21 protein-coding genes and 2 tRNA genes are annotated in these 20,302 nt (G+C 35.9%); 10 read left to right on the top strand and 13 right to left on the bottom strand.

The features are described 5' to 3' along the window. Positions 1–96 precede the first annotated feature (96 nt). The 3 genes from HHL23_RS19685 to HHL23_RS19675 all read left to right on the top strand — a co-directional run bounded on the left by HHL23_RS19685 (position 97) and on the right by HHL23_RS19675 (position 3,008). Entirely contained in the window at positions 97–390 is a 294-nt protein-coding gene (locus HHL23_RS19685; RefSeq protein WP_111955217.1) for a helix-turn-helix domain-containing protein, read from the top strand. Between the two features lie 116 nt (positions 391–506). Next, complete coding sequence (locus HHL23_RS19680; RefSeq protein WP_169236459.1) at positions 507–1,934, top strand: amino acid permease; 1,428 nt, start codon at positions 507–509, stop codon at positions 1,932–1,934. A gap of 273 nt (positions 1,935–2,207) precedes the next feature. Next, positions 2,208–3,008 (top strand): GLPGLI family protein, encoded by an 801-nt coding sequence (locus HHL23_RS19675; RefSeq protein ID WP_169236458.1) that lies wholly within the window; start codon positions 2,208–2,210, stop codon positions 3,006–3,008. A gap of 71 nt (positions 3,009–3,079) precedes the next feature. On the opposite strand, the gene HHL23_RS19670 is transcribed toward HHL23_RS19675, so the two are convergent. After that, positions 3,080–3,150, bottom strand: a tRNA-Gln gene (locus HHL23_RS19670). A 186-nt stretch (positions 3,151–3,336) separates the two neighbouring features. After that, positions 3,337–3,407 (bottom strand) — tRNA-Gln (locus HHL23_RS19665). Between the two features lie 98 nt (positions 3,408–3,505). Here HHL23_RS19665 and HHL23_RS19660 point away from each other — a divergent pair. From HHL23_RS19660 to HHL23_RS19645, 4 genes are all read left to right on the top strand, one after another. Beyond that, on the top strand, positions 3,506–4,537 hold the full coding sequence (locus HHL23_RS19660; RefSeq protein ID WP_169236457.1) for an AMP-binding protein: 1,032 nt from the start codon (positions 3,506–3,508) through the stop codon (positions 4,535–4,537). Positions 4,538–4,609: 72 nt separating this feature from the next. Beyond that, positions 4,610–5,002, top strand: a complete 393-nt coding sequence (arfB, locus tag HHL23_RS19655) for an alternative ribosome rescue aminoacyl-tRNA hydrolase ArfB (protein ID WP_169236456.1) — start codon at positions 4,610–4,612, stop codon at positions 5,000–5,002. A gap of 345 nt (positions 5,003–5,347) precedes the next feature. Further along, positions 5,348–5,728, top strand: coding sequence for a GreA/GreB family elongation factor (locus HHL23_RS19650; RefSeq protein WP_169236455.1), 381 nt, complete (start codon positions 5,348–5,350; stop codon positions 5,726–5,728). 180 nt (positions 5,729–5,908) lie between these two features. After that, complete coding sequence (locus HHL23_RS19645; protein ID WP_169236454.1) at positions 5,909–6,883, top strand: deoxyhypusine synthase family protein; 975 nt, start codon at positions 5,909–5,911, stop codon at positions 6,881–6,883. 233 nt (positions 6,884–7,116) lie between these two features. Here HHL23_RS19645 and HHL23_RS19640 read toward each other — a convergent pair whose 3' ends face one another. Beyond that, positions 7,117–7,263, bottom strand: coding sequence for a hypothetical protein (locus tag HHL23_RS19640; RefSeq protein WP_169236453.1), 147 nt, complete (start codon positions 7,261–7,263; stop codon positions 7,117–7,119). 115 nt (positions 7,264–7,378) lie between these two features. On the opposite strand from HHL23_RS19640, the gene HHL23_RS19635 reads away from it, so the two are divergent. After that, entirely contained in the window at positions 7,379–7,675 is a 297-nt protein-coding gene (locus HHL23_RS19635) for an MGMT family protein (RefSeq protein ID WP_072922467.1), read from the top strand. A 193-nt stretch (positions 7,676–7,868) separates the two neighbouring features. On the opposite strand, the gene HHL23_RS19630 is transcribed toward HHL23_RS19635, so the two are convergent. The 6 genes from HHL23_RS19630 to HHL23_RS19605 form a co-directional block, all read right to left on the bottom strand. Beyond that, positions 7,869–8,249 carry a helix-turn-helix transcriptional regulator gene (locus tag HHL23_RS19630; protein WP_169236452.1) on the bottom strand — a complete coding sequence of 127 codons (381 nt, stop codon included), beginning with the start codon at positions 8,247–8,249 and terminating at the stop codon, positions 7,869–7,871. A gap of 423 nt (positions 8,250–8,672) precedes the next feature. Then, positions 8,673–10,565 carry a molecular chaperone HtpG gene (htpG, locus tag HHL23_RS19625; RefSeq protein WP_169236451.1) on the bottom strand — a complete coding sequence of 631 codons (1,893 nt, stop codon included), beginning with the start codon at positions 10,563–10,565 and terminating at the stop codon, positions 8,673–8,675. A 103-nt stretch (positions 10,566–10,668) separates the two neighbouring features. Then, positions 10,669–11,394 (bottom strand): phosphodiester glycosidase family protein, encoded by a 726-nt coding sequence (locus HHL23_RS19620; protein WP_169236450.1) that lies wholly within the window; start codon positions 11,392–11,394, stop codon positions 10,669–10,671. Between the two features lie 74 nt (positions 11,395–11,468). Beyond that, positions 11,469–12,476 (bottom strand): recombinase RecA, encoded by a 1,008-nt coding sequence (gene recA / locus HHL23_RS19615; protein WP_169236449.1) that lies wholly within the window; start codon positions 12,474–12,476, stop codon positions 11,469–11,471. 203 nt (positions 12,477–12,679) lie between these two features. After that, on the bottom strand, positions 12,680–13,867 hold the full coding sequence (locus HHL23_RS19610; protein WP_169236448.1) for an oxygenase MpaB family protein: 1,188 nt from the start codon (positions 13,865–13,867) through the stop codon (positions 12,680–12,682). Between the two features lie 99 nt (positions 13,868–13,966). Continuing rightward, positions 13,967–14,740, bottom strand: a complete 774-nt coding sequence (locus tag HHL23_RS19605) for a response regulator transcription factor (RefSeq protein WP_169236447.1) — start codon at positions 14,738–14,740, stop codon at positions 13,967–13,969. Positions 14,741–15,553: 813 nt separating this feature from the next. On the opposite strand from HHL23_RS19605, the gene HHL23_RS19600 reads away from it, so the two are divergent. Together HHL23_RS19600 and HHL23_RS19595 are read left to right on the top strand one after the other, a co-directional pair. Beyond that, a complete protein-coding gene (locus HHL23_RS19600) occupies positions 15,554–15,754 on the top strand; it encodes a bacteriocin-like protein (protein ID WP_169236446.1) in 201 nt (66 codons plus the stop codon). A gap of 68 nt (positions 15,755–15,822) precedes the next feature. Then, positions 15,823–16,641, top strand: coding sequence for a GLPGLI family protein (locus HHL23_RS19595; RefSeq protein WP_169236445.1), 819 nt, complete (start codon positions 15,823–15,825; stop codon positions 16,639–16,641). A gap of 79 nt (positions 16,642–16,720) precedes the next feature. Here the strand turns inward: HHL23_RS19595 and HHL23_RS22785 are convergent, their stop codons facing one another. The 4 genes from HHL23_RS22785 to HHL23_RS19580 all read right to left on the bottom strand — a co-directional run bounded on the left by HHL23_RS22785 (position 16,721) and on the right by HHL23_RS19580 (position 20,172). Further along, positions 16,721–16,855, bottom strand: a complete 135-nt coding sequence (locus tag HHL23_RS22785; protein ID WP_262889257.1) for a hypothetical protein — start codon at positions 16,853–16,855, stop codon at positions 16,721–16,723. A gap of 339 nt (positions 16,856–17,194) precedes the next feature. After that, positions 17,195–18,199 (bottom strand): type I glyceraldehyde-3-phosphate dehydrogenase, encoded by a 1,005-nt coding sequence (gap, locus tag HHL23_RS19590; RefSeq protein ID WP_073334309.1) that lies wholly within the window; start codon positions 18,197–18,199, stop codon positions 17,195–17,197. A gap of 30 nt (positions 18,200–18,229) precedes the next feature. Next, positions 18,230–19,216 (bottom strand): 6-phosphofructokinase, encoded by a 987-nt coding sequence (gene pfkA, locus HHL23_RS19585; protein WP_169236444.1) that lies wholly within the window; start codon positions 19,214–19,216, stop codon positions 18,230–18,232. 83 nt (positions 19,217–19,299) lie between these two features. Continuing rightward, on the bottom strand, positions 19,300–20,172 hold the full coding sequence (locus HHL23_RS19580; RefSeq protein ID WP_169236443.1) for a DUF4846 domain-containing protein: 873 nt from the start codon (positions 20,170–20,172) through the stop codon (positions 19,300–19,302). Positions 20,173–20,302: the final 130 nt, after the last annotated feature.

The following is a 20,302-nucleotide window of genomic DNA, read 5'->3' as shown; positions in this document are numbered from 1 at the left end:
AACGTGTATAATGTTTTGCCAAAGGTATTTATTAACTTTGTGTAAGTCTAGTAGGTATCCTTCTAAAGTATACCGAAAACTACTAAAACAGAAACGATGAAAGTATGTGGTCAAAATATCAGGAAAATCCGTAGAAGTAAAGACTTTACGCAGGAGTATATGGCTTTTGAAATGGGCATTTCCCAAAAGGCCTATTCCGACATTGAAAATTCTAAAGTGAAGATTAATCTGGAAATCCTGACCAAGATCTCCGATATCCTGGAAATTAAGCCTTCAGACATCTGCAGTATTTCGCACAAATGTGGAACAGACGGGAATGATGATCGCTATCAGTCGCTTTTGGAATACATGAAAAAGAATAATATTTCAATTCCGGAGGAATACCTATAAGAAATGCTCCATTTTTACTTTTTAATTCTTTAAAACTGAACCTTTTGAATGTTCTTATAGCTTCATAGAACGCGAATTTCTCTAAAGTTTTATATATTTAGGGCATAATTGATTTTATGAGCAGCGAACAGAAAACGGAGTCCAATGATGGGGCTCTAGTGAGAGGATTAACCAACAGACATATTCAATTAATTGCCCTCGGGGGAGCCATAGGAACAGGATTGTTTCTTGGGATTGGTCCGGCAGCAGTTTTAGCGGGACCTTCCGTTATTCTGGGATATGCTTTAGCAGGAATTATTGCATTTTTTATTATGCGCCAGCTTGGTGAAATGGTCGTTCAGGAACCTGTTTCCGGAAGTTTCAGTCACTTTGCCTATAAATACTGGGGGAATTTTCCCGGATTTGCTTCCGGCTGGAATTACTGGATTCTCTATATTCTGGTAAGTATGGCCGAATTGACGGCTATCGGGCATTATATTCATTTTTGGTGGCCCGAAGTCCCGCTCTGGGTATCCAGTTTGTTCTTTTTTATCGTGATTACAGCCTTAAACCTGGCTTCTGTAAAAGTATATGGAGAAACCGAATTTTGGTTCTCTATCATTAAAGTGGTAGCCATTATTGGGATGATCGTTTTTGGTGTTTATTTACTGTTGAGCGGAACTGGAGGAGATAAAGCAAGTATATCGAATTTGTGGAACGACGGCGGATTTTTCCCCAAAGGATTTTTTAATAAAAGTGAAAGTGGATTTTCCGGGCTGTTTGCTGCCATGGCGATGATCATGTTCTCTTTTGGAGGATTGGAATTAATAGGGATTACTGCCGCTGAAGCTAAAAATCCTGAAAAGACGATTCCTAAAGCCACTAACCAGGTTATTTACAGAATTTTAATTTTCTATGTGGGGGCTTTGGTGATTTTATTTGCTTTGAGTCCCTGGAGAGAGATAACAGAGGGAACAAGCCCTTTTGTTATGGTTTTCCAGAATTTAAATGGTTTTGAATTCAATATCTTCGGAAAGGTGATTCAGTTCAATATTTTAATTGCCAATATTCTTAATCTGATTGTTTTAACCGCGGCTTTGTCGGTGTACAACAGCAGTGTTTATAGCAACAGCAGAATGCTTTTCGGACTGGCTCAACAGGGAAATGCACCGAAATTTCTGAAGAAACTAAATAAAAACAGTGTTCCTACCAATGCGATCCTTATCTCATCCTGTTTTGCCGGAATCTGTATTATCATCAATAAACTGGTTCCCGAAAAGGCATTTGAATACTTAATGGCTTTGGTGGTTTCTACTTTAATTATCAATTGGCTGATGATCTGTTATACCCATTTGAAATTCAGAAAAGATAAAGATCAGTCGGGGGTAAAAACATTATTCCCTTCCATATTCTATCCGGTATCAAATTACATCTGTATCCTGTTTTTAGTGGCAATTTTGGTGTTGATGAGTATTACTGGAATGGAAATTCAGGTGATCTTAATTCCTATTTGGCTGGCTTTTCTGTTTGTAATGTTTAAACTGTACAAACCTAAATCTAAATAGAAAACTGTAGAACGGACTTACTCAAATTATATAGAGGATGGATTTTTATCTGTCCTTTTTTGTTTAATTGGAAACCATAATGAAAGTATGTCTATGCTGAACAAAAAACTTCTGCTAACATAGATTTTGTATTAAACAGCTGAGGTGCAAAATGCAACGCTTGTCTTTTTCAGTGAAATTGTATACATTACTTAAGTTTTTGTGCTTCAATTTTATTTCGTCGAACTAGTGTTTTCGGGCCGAACAGAAAGTCCAAAACTTAACATAGATTTTATGAAAATAACAGACCAATTGAAATTTATTTTATTTTTTTCACTACTGTCAACATTTTGTTTTTCACAGAAGTTTAGTTTTATCTATGAAGCTAAATATAGAACAAGTAAAGAAAAACCTGAAGATATTAATACTGAAAATATGATTTTGGATTTTGAGAATAATACTTCTATTTTTAGAGAATCCATGTCCAAAGATGCTGATTCCCTAAAGCTTATTAATAAAAATGGAGGCTATAGAATGGGAGTTGAAAATCATTTTTACATTAAAAAAGATGTCACTAATAAGAAAATAGGGAAGATTATTACCTACTTACGGGCAAATTATCTTCTCCCGATTGATGAAAAATTAAATTGGAAAATCTTATCAGAACAAAAAACAATTGGAAAATACAAATCACAAAAAGCAGAAGTCAGTTATGGTGGCAGAAACTGGATGGCATGGTTTACAACAGAATTACCTTTTAATGATGGTCCCTATATTTTCAATGGATTGCCTGGTTTAATCATTTCCATTGAAGATACAGAACATGATTACTCATTCAATTTAACACAAATAAAAAAAGGAGGGGATTGGTTTGATGTAAGGACAAAAACCATTACAATAGACTGGACACAATATGATCAGCTGGGAAAATCGTATTATAATGATCCCTGGAATTCCAAAACTGCCAGAAAAGTTACATTTACTGATCCTCAGGGAAATGAAAAAGATATGAATGAAATGATTCGACAAGCGCAAAAATCTATTCTTGAAGAAAATAATCCTTTAGAGTTGAATCACAAAATCAATTATAAATAAAAGCTTTTGAAGGAGTGCTTTTTGACCGTTATTTTAAACAAAAAAACCATCCTTAAAAAAAGAATGGTTTGTAGACCCACAGGGATTCGAACCCCAACTGATGGTACCAAAAACCAGAGTGCTACCGTTACACCATGGGTCTGTTTTATTTTGGTGGTGCAAATTTACATTTTTTTTCTTTACAGACAAGAATCTGTTGCAAAAAGTAGACTTTTTTTAGTTGAAAATAGATAAAAGCCTATGCTTTTATAAGTTAAGTTTTATTTTTAAAGAGATCTTGCTATATAATATTAAAACAAAAAAACCATCCTTAAAAAAGAATGGTTTGTAGACCCACAGGGATTCGAACCCCAACTGATGGTACCAAAAACCAGAGTGCTACCGTTACACCATGGGTCTGTTTATTTTGGTGAGGCAAATTTACAGCTTTTTTATTTAGATACAAGAAAATTTTAAAGTTTTTTTTACATTTACACTACTTTTTATGTCATACCAACATGCTGATAGACTTCAATAATCTCAATATTAATAATTTATCCTTTCAAACGGATTTCGATTATAAAATTAGAAATTTTTTAGACGAATGGTTTTCCGATGAAAATGTGGTAAAAGTGCAGACTTCGGGTTCCACAGGTGTACCCAAAATTTTCGAAATTGAAAAAAATAAAATGGTCAATTCTGCTGTGATGACTTGTAATTTTTTAGGTTTAAAAGAAGGAAACAAAGCATTGTTATGTCTTCCGGTAGACTATATTTCGGGGAAAATGATGGTGGTTCGTTCCATTGAAAGAAAGTTGAAACTGATTGTCACTGAGCCGTCCTTAAAACCACTAGAATATGTGAGTGAAGAAGTAGATTTTTGTGCAATGACTCCGCTTCAGGTGGGAAATTCACTTGACAAGCTGCATTTGATTAAAAATTTAATCATCGGTGGAGCTACTGTTTCCGAAAATCTAAAGGATAAAATATTTCATACAGAGATGCTTTCCCATACTTCAAACCATATTTTTGAAACCTACGGAATGTCCGAAACACTTTCTCACATTGCTCTGAAACAATTGATGCCACAACCGGAAGATTATTTTACTGCTTTCGAAAATGTTTCTGTCACTACGGATGAAAGAGGCTGTCTTAAAATATTTGCTCCCAATGTAAATGCTGAGGTACTGCAGACTAATGATTTAGTTGAAATTAAAAATGAAAAACAGTTTAAATTTCTGGGACGTATAGACAATGTCATCAATTCCGGTGGAGCAAAAATTTTTCCGGAAATATTGGAAGCTTTAGTCAAAAAAGAGATTCCAAATGAAGCCGTATTTGTGGGAATAGAAGATGAAAGTTTAGGGCAAAAACTTATTTTGATCATCGAAGGAGAAGCATCTGCAGATTTTACAGAAAGGATTTTAAAAATACCTTTTGAAAAAAACTTCCACAAACCAAAAGAAATTATTTTCATCGGAAAAATTCCAAGAACGCCGAATGGTAAAGTGAACCGAATAGAACTGCATAAAATAATAGCTGAAGGCTAAAATCTTACCTACGTCTATTATCTCTCTCTATTATCTTTTATCTTTACTCTTTAATCTACTCATCTCTATCGTATGAAAGACTTCTCAAGAGAACTCAGCTTTAAAACTTCCCGCAGCAGTGGGGCAGGAGGTCAGAACGTCAATAAAGTGGAAACTGCTGTAACTGTTCTTTGGTTGGTCGCTGAATCCGAATTTTTTAATGACTATCAAAAAGAGCTGATCCAAAATAAATTGAAAAACAGGATCAATGCTGAAGGTTATATGTTCCTCACTGTTTCAGAAAGCAGGACTCAACTGATGAACAAGAACAAGTCGATCGAAAAAATTATTGACCTAGTCAATAAAGCTTTAATTATTCCCAAGAAAAGAGTAGCGACAAAACCTTCGAAAGGGCAGAAGCAGAAGAGGCTGGATACCAAAAAGAAAATTTCCGAGAAGAAAGATAATAGGAAGTTTAAGTTTTAAGGGTTCAGATTCGGAATCGTGAGTTTTTTTTTCTCTACATGTCAGGATTTTTGAGTATCTTAGGGTATTATTAATAACTTTTAATGTATGACAGCAATTATTCCTTTATCTGCAGACCGCCACTCTAATGGCCTTTTGCTGTCGCTGTTGTACTTACATAAGGATTCTTTTCTGAAGAGTTCCAAGGACTTTATCAATTAGGCCCTGTCAGGATCCACGACAGGGAAAGGATTCCAATAAATTTCACATATTTGCAGTTTTCTACTGGAGAAAAACTGAGGAGAGGTGTAATCCTGCATTGGGTCACTGGAATAACTGCATCTATTCATTTTAAAAGAATTAAAAATGTCCAATCATATCACTGTAACTACCGGAATTTATGATGCTATAAAAGATACACTCAGAAGAAAAAAGGTAAGCATGCCGGAAGAGAAAAGACTTACTGAAGAATTGAGAAAAGCTAAACAGGTTTTGAGAAGAGATCTTCCTGATGATGTAGTGACTGTTGACAGAAAAGTAACGATCAAAGATCATACTAGGAATTTCGAGCATGAATATATTTTCGTTGCCTCTGCAAAAGCTAAGCCTGCCAAAAATAAACATTCCATCTTATCAGATATTGCCTTGGCAACTGTTGGCTATAAGGTAGGAGATATCATCGACTGGCCTTTCAAAGACGGGGAAAGAAAGATTGAGATCTTAAAAGTAGAATCTTGTCACGGGTAATTCCTGTGTAATCTATATTTGTTAGATGAAAGTACAGCTTCATAGCTGTACTTTTTCTTTAAAACATTGATGAGTGGAGCCTTTTTATCATTTGTTAAAAAAGGATGTTCAGGCAATAGTTTCTTTAAGTACCCATGTTGCATTCCGTTTTTAAGTTTTATCTTTGCAAAAATTAAAAAAATGAGCAAACCGATTTCTGAATTTATAGAGAAATATTACCTGCACTTCAATGCGGCTGCATTGGTAGATGCATCTAAAGGGTATGTTGCACATCTTAAAGATGGCGGAAAAATGATGATCACTTTGGCAGGTGCTATGTCTACTGCTGAGTTGGGGAAGATTCTTGCAGAAATGATCCGTCAGGGAAAAGTTGATTTTATTTCTTGTACAGGAGCCAATCTTGAAGAAGATTTAATGAATCTTGTGGCACACTCTCACTACGAAAGAGTTCCGCATTACAGAGATTTAACGGCACAGGATGAGTGGGCTTTATTAGAAAGAGGATTAAATAGAGTTACAGATACATGTATCCCTGAAGAAGAAGCTTTCAGAAGACTTCAGAAACATATTGTGGATATCTGGAAAGATGCAGAAGCTAAGGGCGAGCGTTATTTCCCGCACGAATTTATGTACAAAATGATTCTTTCAGGAGTTCTTGAGCAGTATTATGAAATTCCGAGAGAAAACTCATGGATGATCGCTGCTGCTGAGAAAAACCTTCCAATTGTGGTTCCGGGATGGGAAGATTCTACCATGGGTAACATCTTCGCCTCTTACTGTATCAAAGGTGAGCTTACCGCAACAACTATGAAATCAGGAATCGAGTATATGATGTACCTTGCAGACTGGTATACTCACAATTCAGCTGGAAAAGGAGTTGGTTTCTTCCAGATCGGAGGAGGTATCGCAGGCGATTTCCCTATCTGTGTAGTGCCGATGTTGTATCAGGATATGGAAATGCATGACGTTCCATTCTGGTCTTATTTCTGCCAGATCTCAGACTCTACAACGTCTTATGGTTCATACTCAGGAGCAGTTCCAAATGAGAAGATCACTTGGGGTAAACTAGATATCACCACACCGAAATTTATCGTTGAAAGTGATGCAACCATCTGTGCACCATTGATGTTCTCTTACATCTTAGAAAATTCTTAAGAATAAACTTCTTATAAAAATACAAGCGCTTCAATTCATTTTGAAGCGTTTTTTATGTTCCCATATACGTTGGAATCATGAATACATTAATACTTTTTACATTTTACAGAACTTATTGCGTGCCCCTCGCTATCCCAATCCCCAACCCGGGTCGGGCTGTTCCGGGCTCCACTTCGTTCCGGTACGCGGTACCGCTCGCTGCGCTCGCGCCCTCCATATCCCTCACGCGGAGGTCAGTCAAGGGAATTGACCAGCACAAAATAGCGGTAGGCCAGAATTCCTTTCTCAATTTTACTGAGGCTGTTCGGATCTTTGTTGCTCAGCTTGGGGAGCATCTTTTTATTCACTGTATTCAGCAGTTGGAAAAATGATTTTTTCATACCTTTATATTTAAAATGAAACATCATTGAATCATTAAGAATTCAAAAATGATGCAGAAATGGGTTAAAATTCATTTAAACCTTAATTTTCAACGCGATAACAGAGTACTTACCTATGGACGAAATTTTCAAACAACAGATTTACGAGATCACAAGGCTTATTCCCAAAGGAAGAGTTTCCTCTTATGGTGCTATAGCTAAAGCGGTAGGGTATCCCAACCATTCCCGTCATGTAGGAAAAGCGATGGGTGGATGTCCTGAAGATGTCCCCGCACACCGTGTCATATCCAGTTCCGGCGTATTATCTGTTCCCGAATTTCAGAAAAGACTGGAAGCAGAAGGCATTACTGTTGAAAATTTAAGGATAAAAGATTTCAAAAAACTGTTCTGGAATCCGCTTGAGGAAATTTAATTATCACTCCTGGCACTAAAAAGTAAACCATCGTTCCCTTCTTGAAGAGGTGATTTTGCCTGCAAAAAACAGGGCAGCTAAAAAAATAGAAGCAAGAAGTTACCACAAAATAAAATGCCTTGAATACTCATCAGTATTCAAGGCATTTAAAATTTATAGGGTAAATAATAGACGGATTTTAAAAATACGCCCGTTATTTTCTTCCTTTCGGAGTTCTTAATTCTTCTTTCAATCTTTCATTTTCTTCCTTCAAAAGCGCGATATAACCCTGAAGGTTTTCAATAATAGCTCCTGGAATGTTATTAAACTGTTGATTGATATTTCCTCCTGAAGCATTTCCATTAAATATAGGATGATCATTATTAATAACCACCTTAGCTTCCTCATCCTCATAAATTTCCTCTACCGAAACATCCAGGAAGCGGGCAATTTTATCCCATTCATCCTTAATGATTCTTACATCACCACTTTCCTTTCTGCTGTAGTTGGATACATCAGTCGCGATAATATCAGCTATCTGCTGCTGAGTATAGCCCTTTTGTTTTCTGATGACGCGTAATTTTTCTTTTTGCATATCCGACATTTTATACAAAAATGGAAAAAAAGCACAATCTGTACAATAGAAAACAGAAAAAATATGCAGTGGATTCTTGGAATTTAACCAAAAATGTCAAAAAAGGGTAGAATATTAAAGATATAGAATCCATATGTTTATGATTTACTCTCTATATTTTATGTTTTATACGCAAAGGAGTAAGGTTTTTTCAAGTGTATAGCCGTTTTTAAGCCGCAAGAAAATCTAAGATTTCCAGTAAGGGAAAAGGATAGAAAAATTGTCAGTGGTGTACAATTTTATCGGAGATAAAATCTCTGCGTTTTAAAGTTGAATGAAGGAAAAAACTTTTGTGCCTTTGCGTTTCATCAAATCCTCAGCCTCTAATGCATAAAAAAGACTGCTCCCAATATGAGAACAGTCTTTTCATTTCTGTATTTTTTATTATTTCTCCAGTTGCTTGTAGCTTCTCTGGATAAAATCTGTCAGGTCTTTTCCTTTCAGTAGATTCTGTGACAGTTTCGCAAGATCAAGAGCATATTTAATCAGCGTTTCTTTTTCTTCAGGATTTTCTGTCTTTAAGATCTGGTTAGAAAGCTCACTGTTCGAGTTCACTACCAGATTATACATCTCCGGGAAACCTCCCATGCCGAACATACCACCTCCGCCGGTTGCCTGCATCTCTTTCATTCTTCTCATGAATTCAGGTTGTGTGATGGTAAACGGAGCATCATTGCTGTCAAGATCTTCAAGCTGTACCGTAAATTTGGCGTCTTTTACAGCCTCTTCAACGTTCTTCTTTAAAGATTCTTTTTCAGTTTCAGTTAATTTGGAAATAACCGGTTCATCTTTTTTGATCAGGTTATTGATGTGATCTGCATCTACTCTTGCAAATGAGATCTTTTCTTTTGAAGTTTCCAGTTTCTGGATTACGTGAGAAATGACAGGGGAGTCCAGTAACAGAACATCATAGCCCTTATCATTAGCTGCCTGAATATAACTGTGCTGTTCGTCTGCATTGGTTGCATAAAGGATTACCGTATTGCCATCTTTATCTGTATGGGCTGGCTGGATCTTTTCAAGCAATTCATTCCACAGGAAATATTTTCCGTCGGTCGTAGGATATAACGTGAATTTATCTGCCTTTTCTGCAAACTTCTCTTCTGTGATAATTCCGTATTCAATCACTATTTTAATGTCATTCCATTTTTGCTCATAATCCTGACGGTTTTCGTTGATCAGAGAAGACATTTTGTCGGCCACTTTTTTCGTGATGTAAGAAGATATTTTCTTTACAGCACCATCTGCCTGCAGATAAGAACGGGAAACGTTCAACGGAATATCCGGAGAATCAATAACTCCTCTTAAAAGCATCAGGAAGTCAGGAACGATTCCTTTTACTTCATCAGTTACAAATACCTGGTTCTGATACAGCTGGATTTTATCCTTATCAATATTTAAATTGTTGCTCAGTTTCGGGAAGAATAGAACACCTGTAAGATTGAATGGGTAGTCAACGTTCAGGTGAATATTAAACAAAGGTTCTTCAAACTGCATTGGATACAGCTCGTGATAGAATTTCATGTAATCCTCGCTGGTCAGTTCGCCCGGTGCGATAGTCCAGGCCGGTGTCGGGTTATTGATGATATTATCTACTTCTTCAGTTTCTGCAACTGCATCTTCCGGAGCATCTTCCGGTAACGGAAGGGTGTGTGTTTTGGTCCCGAATTTAATCGGAACAGGCATGAATTTATTATATTTTGAAAGGAGTTCGCGAATTTTTGCTTCTTCTAAGAATTCTGTAGAATCTTCTGCAATGTGAAGGATGATCTCCGTTCCTCTGTCTGTTTTGTCAGTGGTTTCCTCAAGGGTGAATTCAGGACTTCCGTCACAGATCCAACGTACGGCAGGCTCGTCTTTGTAAGATTTAGTGACGATTTCCACCTTTTCAGCCACCATAAATGCTGAATAAAATCCAAGACCGAAATGGCCAATAATACCGGAGTCTTTTGCAGAATCTTTATATTTTTCAAGGAATTCTTCAGCTCCCGAAAAAGCAACCTGGTTGATGTATTTTTCAACCTCTTCAGCGGTCATCCCGATTCCTTGGTCTATGATGCGAAGTGTTTTTTGTTCTTTGTCGATCTTTACTTCAAGCTTCGGATTTCCATATTCCACTTTAGCTTCTCCAATGCTTGTTAAATGCTTTAATTTTAAAGTAGCGTCAGTGGCATTAGAGATGAGTTCTCTCAGGAATATTTCGTGATCACTGTAAAGAAATTTTTTGATGAGAGGGAAAATGTTTTCCACAGATACATTAATATTTCCTTTAGTCATAATATTTTAGATTTTTTAATTTCTTAGTAATGCTCAAAAAAAATACCGATTTGAACAAAGTGACAGATTGGCATTTTTTCTGCAGACCGAATCCTGAAATTTGCTACTTTGCTGTGGTAATACCTATCATGACTCCGAAATCACCATCTTCCTGAATCCAGTTTTCTTCCGGGAAATAGGCTCTTGAGAAAAAACCGTCAAGATATAATGCCTCGTTACATCCTAAACTTTTAAAGAATGAAGCGAAGTGGTAAAAGTTTATTTTTTTCTTAGACATGACAAAAATAGGATCACCATTCTTCAATATCCCGACACCGTTTCTGATATTTAAATTCCCTGAATTTTTTCGAAAAATTGGATTTATTTTTCCATTGATCAGCAGCATAGGACCGGACTGTGTAGCAAATCTGATATCTGAATCTGTTTTGAAATTTTCAGTGGAAATAATGACAGATTCATTGGATCTTGTCATGTAGAAAATACCGTTGGGTTTTAAGTAGAAATTTCCTTCACCACTTAAAGTATCAATGGGATGTAAAGTTTTATAATTTTCTATATATAATCCTTTTGGGATATTGTTTTCAATGAACATACCGCCATTCATGGCGAATTTTAAATCCCGATTTTTGGTGTTAATGTATTTTTTTAAATTCTGAATATTTCTGAAGGCTTGGTTCTGATTATTTTTCCAAAAGAATTCAACCTTCTCGTTTTTTGTATCGACAGAGTACACTACGAAATCAGGGTTGATCTGTCTGTCTTCTTTGCAGGAAAAGAAGACTACAAATACCGAAATAAATGATATTTTGGATAAAATATTCAGCTTCATTTAAGTTTTTATTTAAAATTACATAAAAAAAGACAGCCTAAAAGCTGTCTTTAATGTATAGATTGGAAAAAAGATTATTTAACCTTATTTTTCAATTCTTCTTTGATCTTATTTTCTAATTCCTCAGCTAGCTCAGGGTTGTCTTTCAACACATCTTTTACCGCGTCACGACCTTGTCCTAATTTAGTTTCTTCATAGCTGAACCAAGAACCGCTTTTCTTTACAATTCCTTGTTCTACAGCCTGATCAAGGATTTCTCCTGTTTTAGAAACTCCTTCACCGTACATAATGTCGAATTCAGCTTGTTTGAAAGGTGGAGCTACTTTGTTTTTCACAATTTTCACTTTCACACGGCTTCCTACTGCTTCGTCTCCGTTTTTAATAGGCGCACTCGCTTTTCTGATATCTACTCTTACAGAAGCGTAGAATTTCAATGCATTACCCCCTGTCGTGGTTTCAGGGTTTCCGAACATCACACCGATTTTTTCTCTCAACTGGTTGATGAAAATTACCGTACATTTTGTTCTTGAAATCGTAGCGGTCAGCTTTCTCAATGCCTGAGACATCAATCTTGCATGAAGACCCATTTTAGAATCTCCCATTTCTCCTTCAATTTCCGCTTTTGGTGTCAATGCAGCCACAGAGTCAATGACAACGATGTCAATTGCTCCTGAACGGATTAAGTTATCAGCAATTTCCAAAGCCTGTTCTCCATTGTCCGGCTGAGAAATAATTAAGTTTTCAAGATCGATTCCTAATTTTCCCGCATACCCTCTGTCAAAAGCGTGCTCTGCATCAATAAATGCTGCAATTCCACCTGCTTTTTGAGCTTCTGCAATAGCGTGAAGTGTTAAAGTTGTTTTACCGGAAGATTCAGGTCCGTAGATCTCAATGATTCTTCCTCTTGGATAGCCACCTACTCCAAGAGCGATGTCTAATCCCAGAGATCCGGAAGGAATCACTTCAATGGTCGTATCAATAGTACTATCCCCTAATGTCATTACCGTTCCTTTTCCGTATGTTTTATCTAGCTTGTCAAGCACTAATGCAAGCGCTTTTTTCTTATCTTCTATGTTGCTCATCTGTTGTTAAAATAATTGCTCAAAAATAAGGAATTTTACGGTCAAAAACTAATATTATTTAAGAGCAAAAACTGTTTTTAGCGTTAAATAATAATAATGTTTTGAAGCTGATGTGGTTCATTACGAATGGAATGCATCATTTTATGATCCAAAACATAAAAAATGTTTTTTGTCTTTTAAAGTAGGTGCCGTTCAGTGTTGTTCTAGTGGAAATTTGAATTTTTAGTTACTTTAAGATAATCTTCCAGTACTTTCATCTGGTCTTTGTCTCCTTTTTTTATTCTGACGTCTCTGCTTACAATCTTATCATAGATTTTGTTGATCAGGATCTTTGTTTTAGGAAACAGGTTTCTGTTGGAAACCTCAGGGATCTGTAGTCTTTTGCATACTTCATCATCCAGCAGGAACCATGTACAGCAGATATGCAGGTATCTCAGGTTGGTCCTCTGGAATTTGAATTTTAAAATCGGATTTTCCAGAGATTCATTCAGTAAAGAATGAGCCAGCAAAATAGAGTCTTTGTCTGAAGGAGGCTGAACAGAAGTCCATAAATGGAAAAATTCTGTTGCCTGTTTTTTGCTGTCAGGAAGAAGTTGCTCAGGAATTCCGAGTAAATAGCCAACATATTTCCACAGATGAAAAATTCCTTTTTCCTCTTCTTCTGAAAAGGTATTTCCAAGTTTCTGAAGACTGTGAAGAAAAACAAGACTGAAACCGATATAGGTAGCCATCATATCCCACGAATTGATCGGTTCACCCCAATTTTCAGTATCCCACTGCTTATCATATTTCTTTATGGATAGTCTTGCATAAGAATGGATCAGGCGGGTCTTAATTGCAAATTCATAACCTTTTGCATGAATTTCCAGGGCATCATAGCGTGTCACATTAACCCAAAAGTCCAGCGTTTCTGAAAGACGTTTTACAGCACCTTTTTTCAAAGCTTCTGTAGCGGTGAGGGGTTTATTAAGGTAGGCATAATCATAACCTCCAATCAGGCAGTAATCCCTTAACGAAATGAGCGAGTCGATATTACTTCGCATACAGAGCTCTGCACCGCTTTTCAGCAGGTTGTAGTCGAGCCAATCGGGAATCTGCTGGGTCTGGCTGAATAGTTTTTTTACACTTTCAGGAACATTGTCCGTTTCGGAGATCCCGTTTCGGATATAATTTTCGATTTCTCTTGAGGCTTCATGGAATTTTTTAGTCAAATAAACATCTTTTACCACTTGATCCCCCATTTCGTCCACGTGATAAAAATAGAGTGAAAATTTTTTAAAGTCCTTAAAACTCACTTCAGCTCCAGAAAAATCAATAAGCTGTTTTCCATTGCCTTTTTCCCAGAAATGTTTGAAGTGTGGAGAATCTTTAAAACGTGGCTGTATCATCATGTTTTCCATTATACTATAAAAATACAGGTTTTGTGCCGAAATTCCCTGGTGAGATTTATCAGTCTTTAATTAGATTCTTTATGAAGAAATAGAAGCAGATTAAATAAGGCCTCTTTCAAACGCTTTTTTAACGAGTTCCTTACAGTTTCTTGAGTCTGTTTTTCTTAAAATATTTTTTCTGTGTGTGCGTACCGTATGTTCAGAGAGAATCAAGGCCTGGGCAATTTCAGGTCCTGAATATCCTTTTGTGATATAAGCCAGAATTTCCATCTCTCTTTTCGTTAAATGTTCTGGGAAATTCTCGGGCTTCGAAAAGCAATCCAGCTTCACCTGGTGAAAATCATTTCTAGGACCTATTCCGGAAATCAGGACGGTGTGGGGATTTTCTTTGGTGATATGATGAATATTGGTATGGATATTTATAGCCTGAATGGGAATTCCTGTTTCATCTTCCATGGTGATGACAGACTGATGATGGAACAGTTCATAGTTTCCTGCGGCTGTTTTCATTCTGAAGCAGTAGCTGCACTTGAGGTAAAGTTGGTGCTCGAAACCTATTTCTGTCATTTTGTCGATAAGGGTCTGCTCTGCTTTTATGACAAATTCGATATCATCCGGATGGGTAAGATCAATGACTTCTTTTAAGTTTTCGGGATAGCTGTTTAGGCCGTGAAGTTTGAGAATATTTTCATGATGATGGGAAAGTGTACTGTTGGTAAGATTCAGAGCATAATAATAAAACTCACCAATGGCAAACATCTCGCTAATGATACGTTCTATAGGCGGTTTATCCTGGATCTTTCTGTCTCTCCTAACGGCTGGGTATGTATTCCAGACTTCAATAAGAGGATGTTTTTTTTCTGAATTCTCCATGAATAAATTGTTTTATGCTAAAATAATTAAAATACTTTCAAAATACCACAAAAGGGGGATTTTTTTACTTTAATAAAATTTTAAACTTTGTACTAACTAATAACCAGGAAAACTCAATTTACTTTGCTCCGTTTTGTTTAATGACTTAATTTTTTCTATAATTTAATTTTAATTGAGAAAAACATTAACTGTCAAATCATTGGCAGGCTGTTTCTACAGACTATTGTAATGAAATCTTAATGAATGTTATAAAACAGTTTACTCTTTTCTTTTTAGTTGTTTGAAAATGATAAACTTATGGCCTCTCGTTGCTGGGGGGCTTTTTCAATACTTTATTTTTACCTTTTCAAAATTGTAATAAGTAGGGTTTTGATTCTTTAAAATTTTCATGATTTAATTTAACCTTGTATTAAAAATATTTCCTGAGAGATATCCGCCCTATTCCGGACTAAACTTCCAATCCTTGAAAAAAGGCTGCGATAGGTAGCTAGATTTTTGTAGGCGGTTTTCTGTTCCTCAGTCAAAAAGTTTAAGCTCTTTGCTCAGAGAACAGAGAACCATGTAACTGCTCATGCTCATCCCCGTTTCCCTCGCTCGGGATTCGATAAGCATCCGCTCAATTGGGGGTCATTCGTACAGAGACGGAATGGCTCTTTTTACCCTACTATCTTTACATCACAAAAAACAAACTCTGGAGCCTGTTATTTTTTTATTGAATTAACAGGCTCTTCTTTGTTTAACATAATAAAATTCCCTACACAGTGATTGAATTATTTTTTATATTTGTCAATTAACATTTAAATTTTTACAAATATGAAAAAACTTAAAAAAATTTCAAGAGGTGAATTAAAAAAACTTTATGGTGGACGAATAAATCCAAATGATGATACAATGACAGAAGTTGGACAGGGTGGACCTGAAAAGACTTATAAATGTTGTAGTGATCTTTATACTTGCGGTTCATGTAGTACTGGCAGCAATTGTCCATCAGGTTATTTTTTAAAAGCTTGTTAAAATCGACCAAAATGATTAAGGCTGTTGAATAACTATTTGACAGCCTTTTTTTTAAATAAAAAAATATAATGAATACAATTAGAATCATAATTCTTATTCTCATCTCAACTAATGTTTTTAGTCAAAACAAACAATTTTTCTATGAATACAAATTTATTCGTGATTCAACAAACGTGAAAAATTTAGAGAAAGAAATAATGGTTTTGAATATTGGTAACAATAAATCAGAATTCTATAGTTTTGAAAAATACAAATCTGACTCAACATTGAATGCAGATTCAAAGAAAGGAATCTTTTCCATGCCCCCTAATATAAAAATGAATAAAGATAGAGTAGTTAGAGATATTAATACTCAAAAAATTGAATTTATTACACCTCTTGAACCTTATAGATATTCAGTTAGTCAGAATATAGATTTAAAATGGAATATACTTGCGGAGTTTAATAATATTTTGGGGTATGATGTCCAAAAAGCAACCACAGAGTTTGGAGGCAGAAAGTGGATTGCGTGGTTTGCAAAAGAGATCCCGATACAAAGTGGTCCGTATAAATTTTTTGGACTTCCAGGATTGATTCTTAAAATAGAGGATCTTCACAAAAGCCACATTTTTGAACTTAAAGGAATAAAAGCGACAAAAGGAGACTTTAATTATCCTTACGTGAATAATTATAAAGATGTGAAAGTCACTTATCCAAAATATGTGAAAATTTATAAAAATTTTAGAAAAAATCCGATGGCAGGTTCAGTTGGGGCTTTTCCAGACCAAACAGATGCTAATGGTGTTTTTCACTCCGGAAATGAAATTTTTCGTGAATTTGAAAAAATAGCGCTTGAACGTTTGAAAAAAGATAATAATATTATAGAATTAGATTTATTAAAACAATGAATAAAAATTCAATATATACGAAATTTTTTCATGAAATAAAATAGAAATTTTTTGAATGGAAAATCAGGAACCTATTATTTTAGGTGTGTTTTATTTTTTTACATCTGCCTACCTTTTCTCTGTTTCTACGATCATAGACCATTACATGAGTCCATTCTATTTTTTTAGAATTTGCCCAGTTGATCATTTTATTGGTATCGTGTACATATTCCATACTGTTAAGGATTTCTAAAAAAAAATAGCACAAAAGGGTAGTTTTTTCACATTTAAAAAAATCAACACTTGTATAATTAATAATCATGAAAACGAGTAATATTAATATGAGTCTTGTAAATCTGGAAGCTTCTTGAAAGGCTTTTCAACTCATATCTAAAACTATGAATATTTATCAGGTTATATATCCGTTTTTATTTAAATAGACTTCCATTAATTCTGGATCAGAATATTGAGAATATCTTTCAATAAGTTCATTAAGCATAGTCTAATTTTAACGACTAAATTAAAAAAACCTTCCAATTTGGAAGGTTTTTTATTATTTATTTGCTCACTACTATTATAAAGAAGCAGAATGGATAAGCATATCTACCAATTTGTTTGAGTAACCCATTTCGTTGTCATACCAAGAAACAAGTTTTACAAAGTTTGGAGAAAGCATAATACCAGCATCTTTGTCGAAGATAGAAGTTCTCTTATCTCCTACAAAGTCCTGAGAAACTACAGCATCTTCAGTGTATCCTAAGATTCCTTTCAATTCACCTTCAGAAGCAGCTTTAATAGCAGCACAGATCTCATCGTAAGAAGTCGCTTTTTCTAATCTTACAGTAAGGTCAACTACAGAAACGTCAACAGTTGGTACTCTGAAAGACATACCTGTTAATTTTCCGTTTAATGAAGGGATTACTTTTCCTACCGCTTTAGCAGCACCTGTAGAAGAAGGGATAATGTTGTTAAGAGCAGCTCTACCACCTCTCCAGTCTTTAGCAGACGGTCCATCAACAGTTTTTTGAGTTGCTGTTGTAGCGTGTACCGTAGTCATAAGACCTTCTACGATTCCGAAGTTATCATGGATTACTTTAGCTAAAGGTGCTAAACAGTTGGTTGTACAAGAAGCGTTAGATAAGATTTTGATATCGTCAGTAAGCTCTAGGTGGTTTACACCCATTACGAACATCGGAGTATCGTCTTTAGATGGAGCAGAAAGGATTACTTTTTTAGCTCCGGCGTTGATGTGAGCCTGAGCAGAGTCTTTAGATAAGAAAAGACCTGTAGATTCTACGATATACTCAGCACCTACTTCATTCCACTTTAAGTTGTTAGGATCCTTCTCAGCAGTTACTCTGATTTTTTTTCCGTTTACCACAAGGTCGTTACCTTCTACAGAAACTTCTCCAGGGAAAATACCGTGTACAGAATCATATTTTAACATGTAAGCCATGTATTCTGCGTTGATTAGGTCATTGATTCCTACTACTTCAATGTTATCTCTTTCAGTCATTGCTCTGAAAACAAGACGTCCAATTCTACCAAAACCGTTGATACCTACTTTGATTGTTGACATAATAGTTTGTTTTAGATTTATAAAAAATAATTAGATTGCTAAAATTTCGGAAATCAATAAAAGATCTTTATTGATTTCATTATGTTTTTTAATGGCTTCTTCAATCGGTGTATACACCATATCGTTGGAACGCATTCCAGCCATTACATTTGTTTTTCCTTCCATTAATCCCACTACGGCACCGTAACCCAGTCTGCTGGCCAAAACTCTGTCTGCACAGCTTGGAGAACCTCCTCTCTGGATGTGTCCCAAGATCGTTACACGGATATCATAATCAGGGAATTCCTTTTTAGTTTGGTCTGCAAGATCGTAGATGCTTCCCAGTTTTTCACCTTCAGCCACTACAACGATACTGGATGCTTTTCCTGTTTTTTCAGCTTTTCTGAAATTAGCAAAAAGATCTTCCATGCTGTCTTTTTTCTCAGGAATAAGGATATCTAAAGCACCTGTTGCTAATCCGCTGTTTAAAGCAATGAAACCGGCGTCACGACCCATTACCTCCACAAAGAAAACCCTGTTGTGAGAAGTAGCCGTATCACGAACCTTATCAATAGCTTCCATCGCTGTATTCAAAGCCGTATCGTAGCCGATGGTATTATCCGTTCCGAAAATATCATTGTCGATAGTTCCCGGTACACCAATTACCCTGATTCCGAATTCTTCGTTAAAGATCTTGGCTCCGGTAAAAGTTCCGTCCCCTCCAATACACACCAATGCATCAACACCATGTTTCACACAGTTGTTATAAGCTTTCTGGCGTCCTTCCGGAGTTCTGAATTCCACGGATCTGGCGGATTTCAGAATGGTTCCGCCCTGGTTGATTATATTTTTTACGGAACGGGGACCCATTTTCAGGAAATCATCATTGATGAGCCCGTTATAGCCTTCCCTTACTCCGTAGCATTCGATATTATAATAATTGGCGGTTCTTACGACCGCTCTTAATGCTGCATTCATACCTGGAGAGTCACCTCCTGAAGTAAGAACTGCAATTTTTTTTACAGCACTCTCTTTCATCTAGCAAAAAATTTCGAACACAAATTTACAAAAACAAGTTCAGATAATGGCAGTAAGTTGAGAAGAGTTTTGAATATAAATAATTAAAAGCTTCTAAAATTTGTAGGTTTAAAAAAATACCTTGCCGTTTTGGTTTCAGAAGAATTTACATCAAGACGGTACCATGGCGAAATACTTTTATCAAAAGGATTGGAAAGCATATGAATAGATTGTGCCGGAGTGAATCCTTCACTTAATAAAAATAACTTTTCACCTTCCTTATTCTGACATACTCCCGAAATAAAAACAATATGTCCCGGACTGCCTGGTGTGATCAGAATATTACCCGTTTTCAGATCCGAATTTTTTGCGACCGGTTTTGTCTCCTTATTTAATGAAATAGTTCCTGCATAATTAAAAATCAAATCCAGATATTTTCTGAAATTTGGATAAGAATCATCAAAATCTGCTGTTTTTCTAAAGCTCACCGAATTTCCATTGACGAAAGCACGGATACCGTTTTTATAGTCATTCCACGTAACTAAATCGCCACTTGTAAAATGAAATTTGATCTCGTCAAACTTTTTGGCTTTGTACAAATATTCAGCTCTTAGACGGATTGCGGCATCCGCACACTGTTGCAGATCTTTATTCCCTGTGTCAATATCGAAAATGGCTTCATGAACATCCTGCGTGGCAATGGGCGTTCCGTCATATTTTAGAATCTGACTTCCATAAGGTTTCAGCTTGAAATTCTCAATGAAATATCCGAAAGAATCAGGCTGCTCTTCAATCCATGTATACCCTTTAGGAGCAGAAAATCTTCCCCTGATCGTATTTTTGTCTTTATTAATTTGAACGGAGCTTTCGGGAACCAGGGTTCCGGCCATTTCGATTGTGCTGCCTGATAACTTTTTATCATTATGACAGCTCGAAATGACTATAGCCAGCATCAGACCTAAAATATTTTTTTTCATGGGGTTTTATTGGTCTCAGAAATAGTTAAAACTATGCACTTTAGTGCATTTTACTTTCAGTTTCTAAAAATGTTATCTTTGTTTTGTGGATTATCAACGTAGCAATGGTCATAGTGTAAGTAGGTTAACA

It is taken from the genome of Chryseobacterium antibioticum (assembly GCF_012927325.1).
Taxonomy (GTDB): Bacteria; Bacteroidota; Bacteroidia; order Flavobacteriales; family Weeksellaceae; genus Chryseobacterium; species Chryseobacterium antibioticum.
The sequence above is the reverse complement of the archived record's forward strand: the minus strand, read 5'-3'. Positions and strand labels throughout refer to the sequence as shown.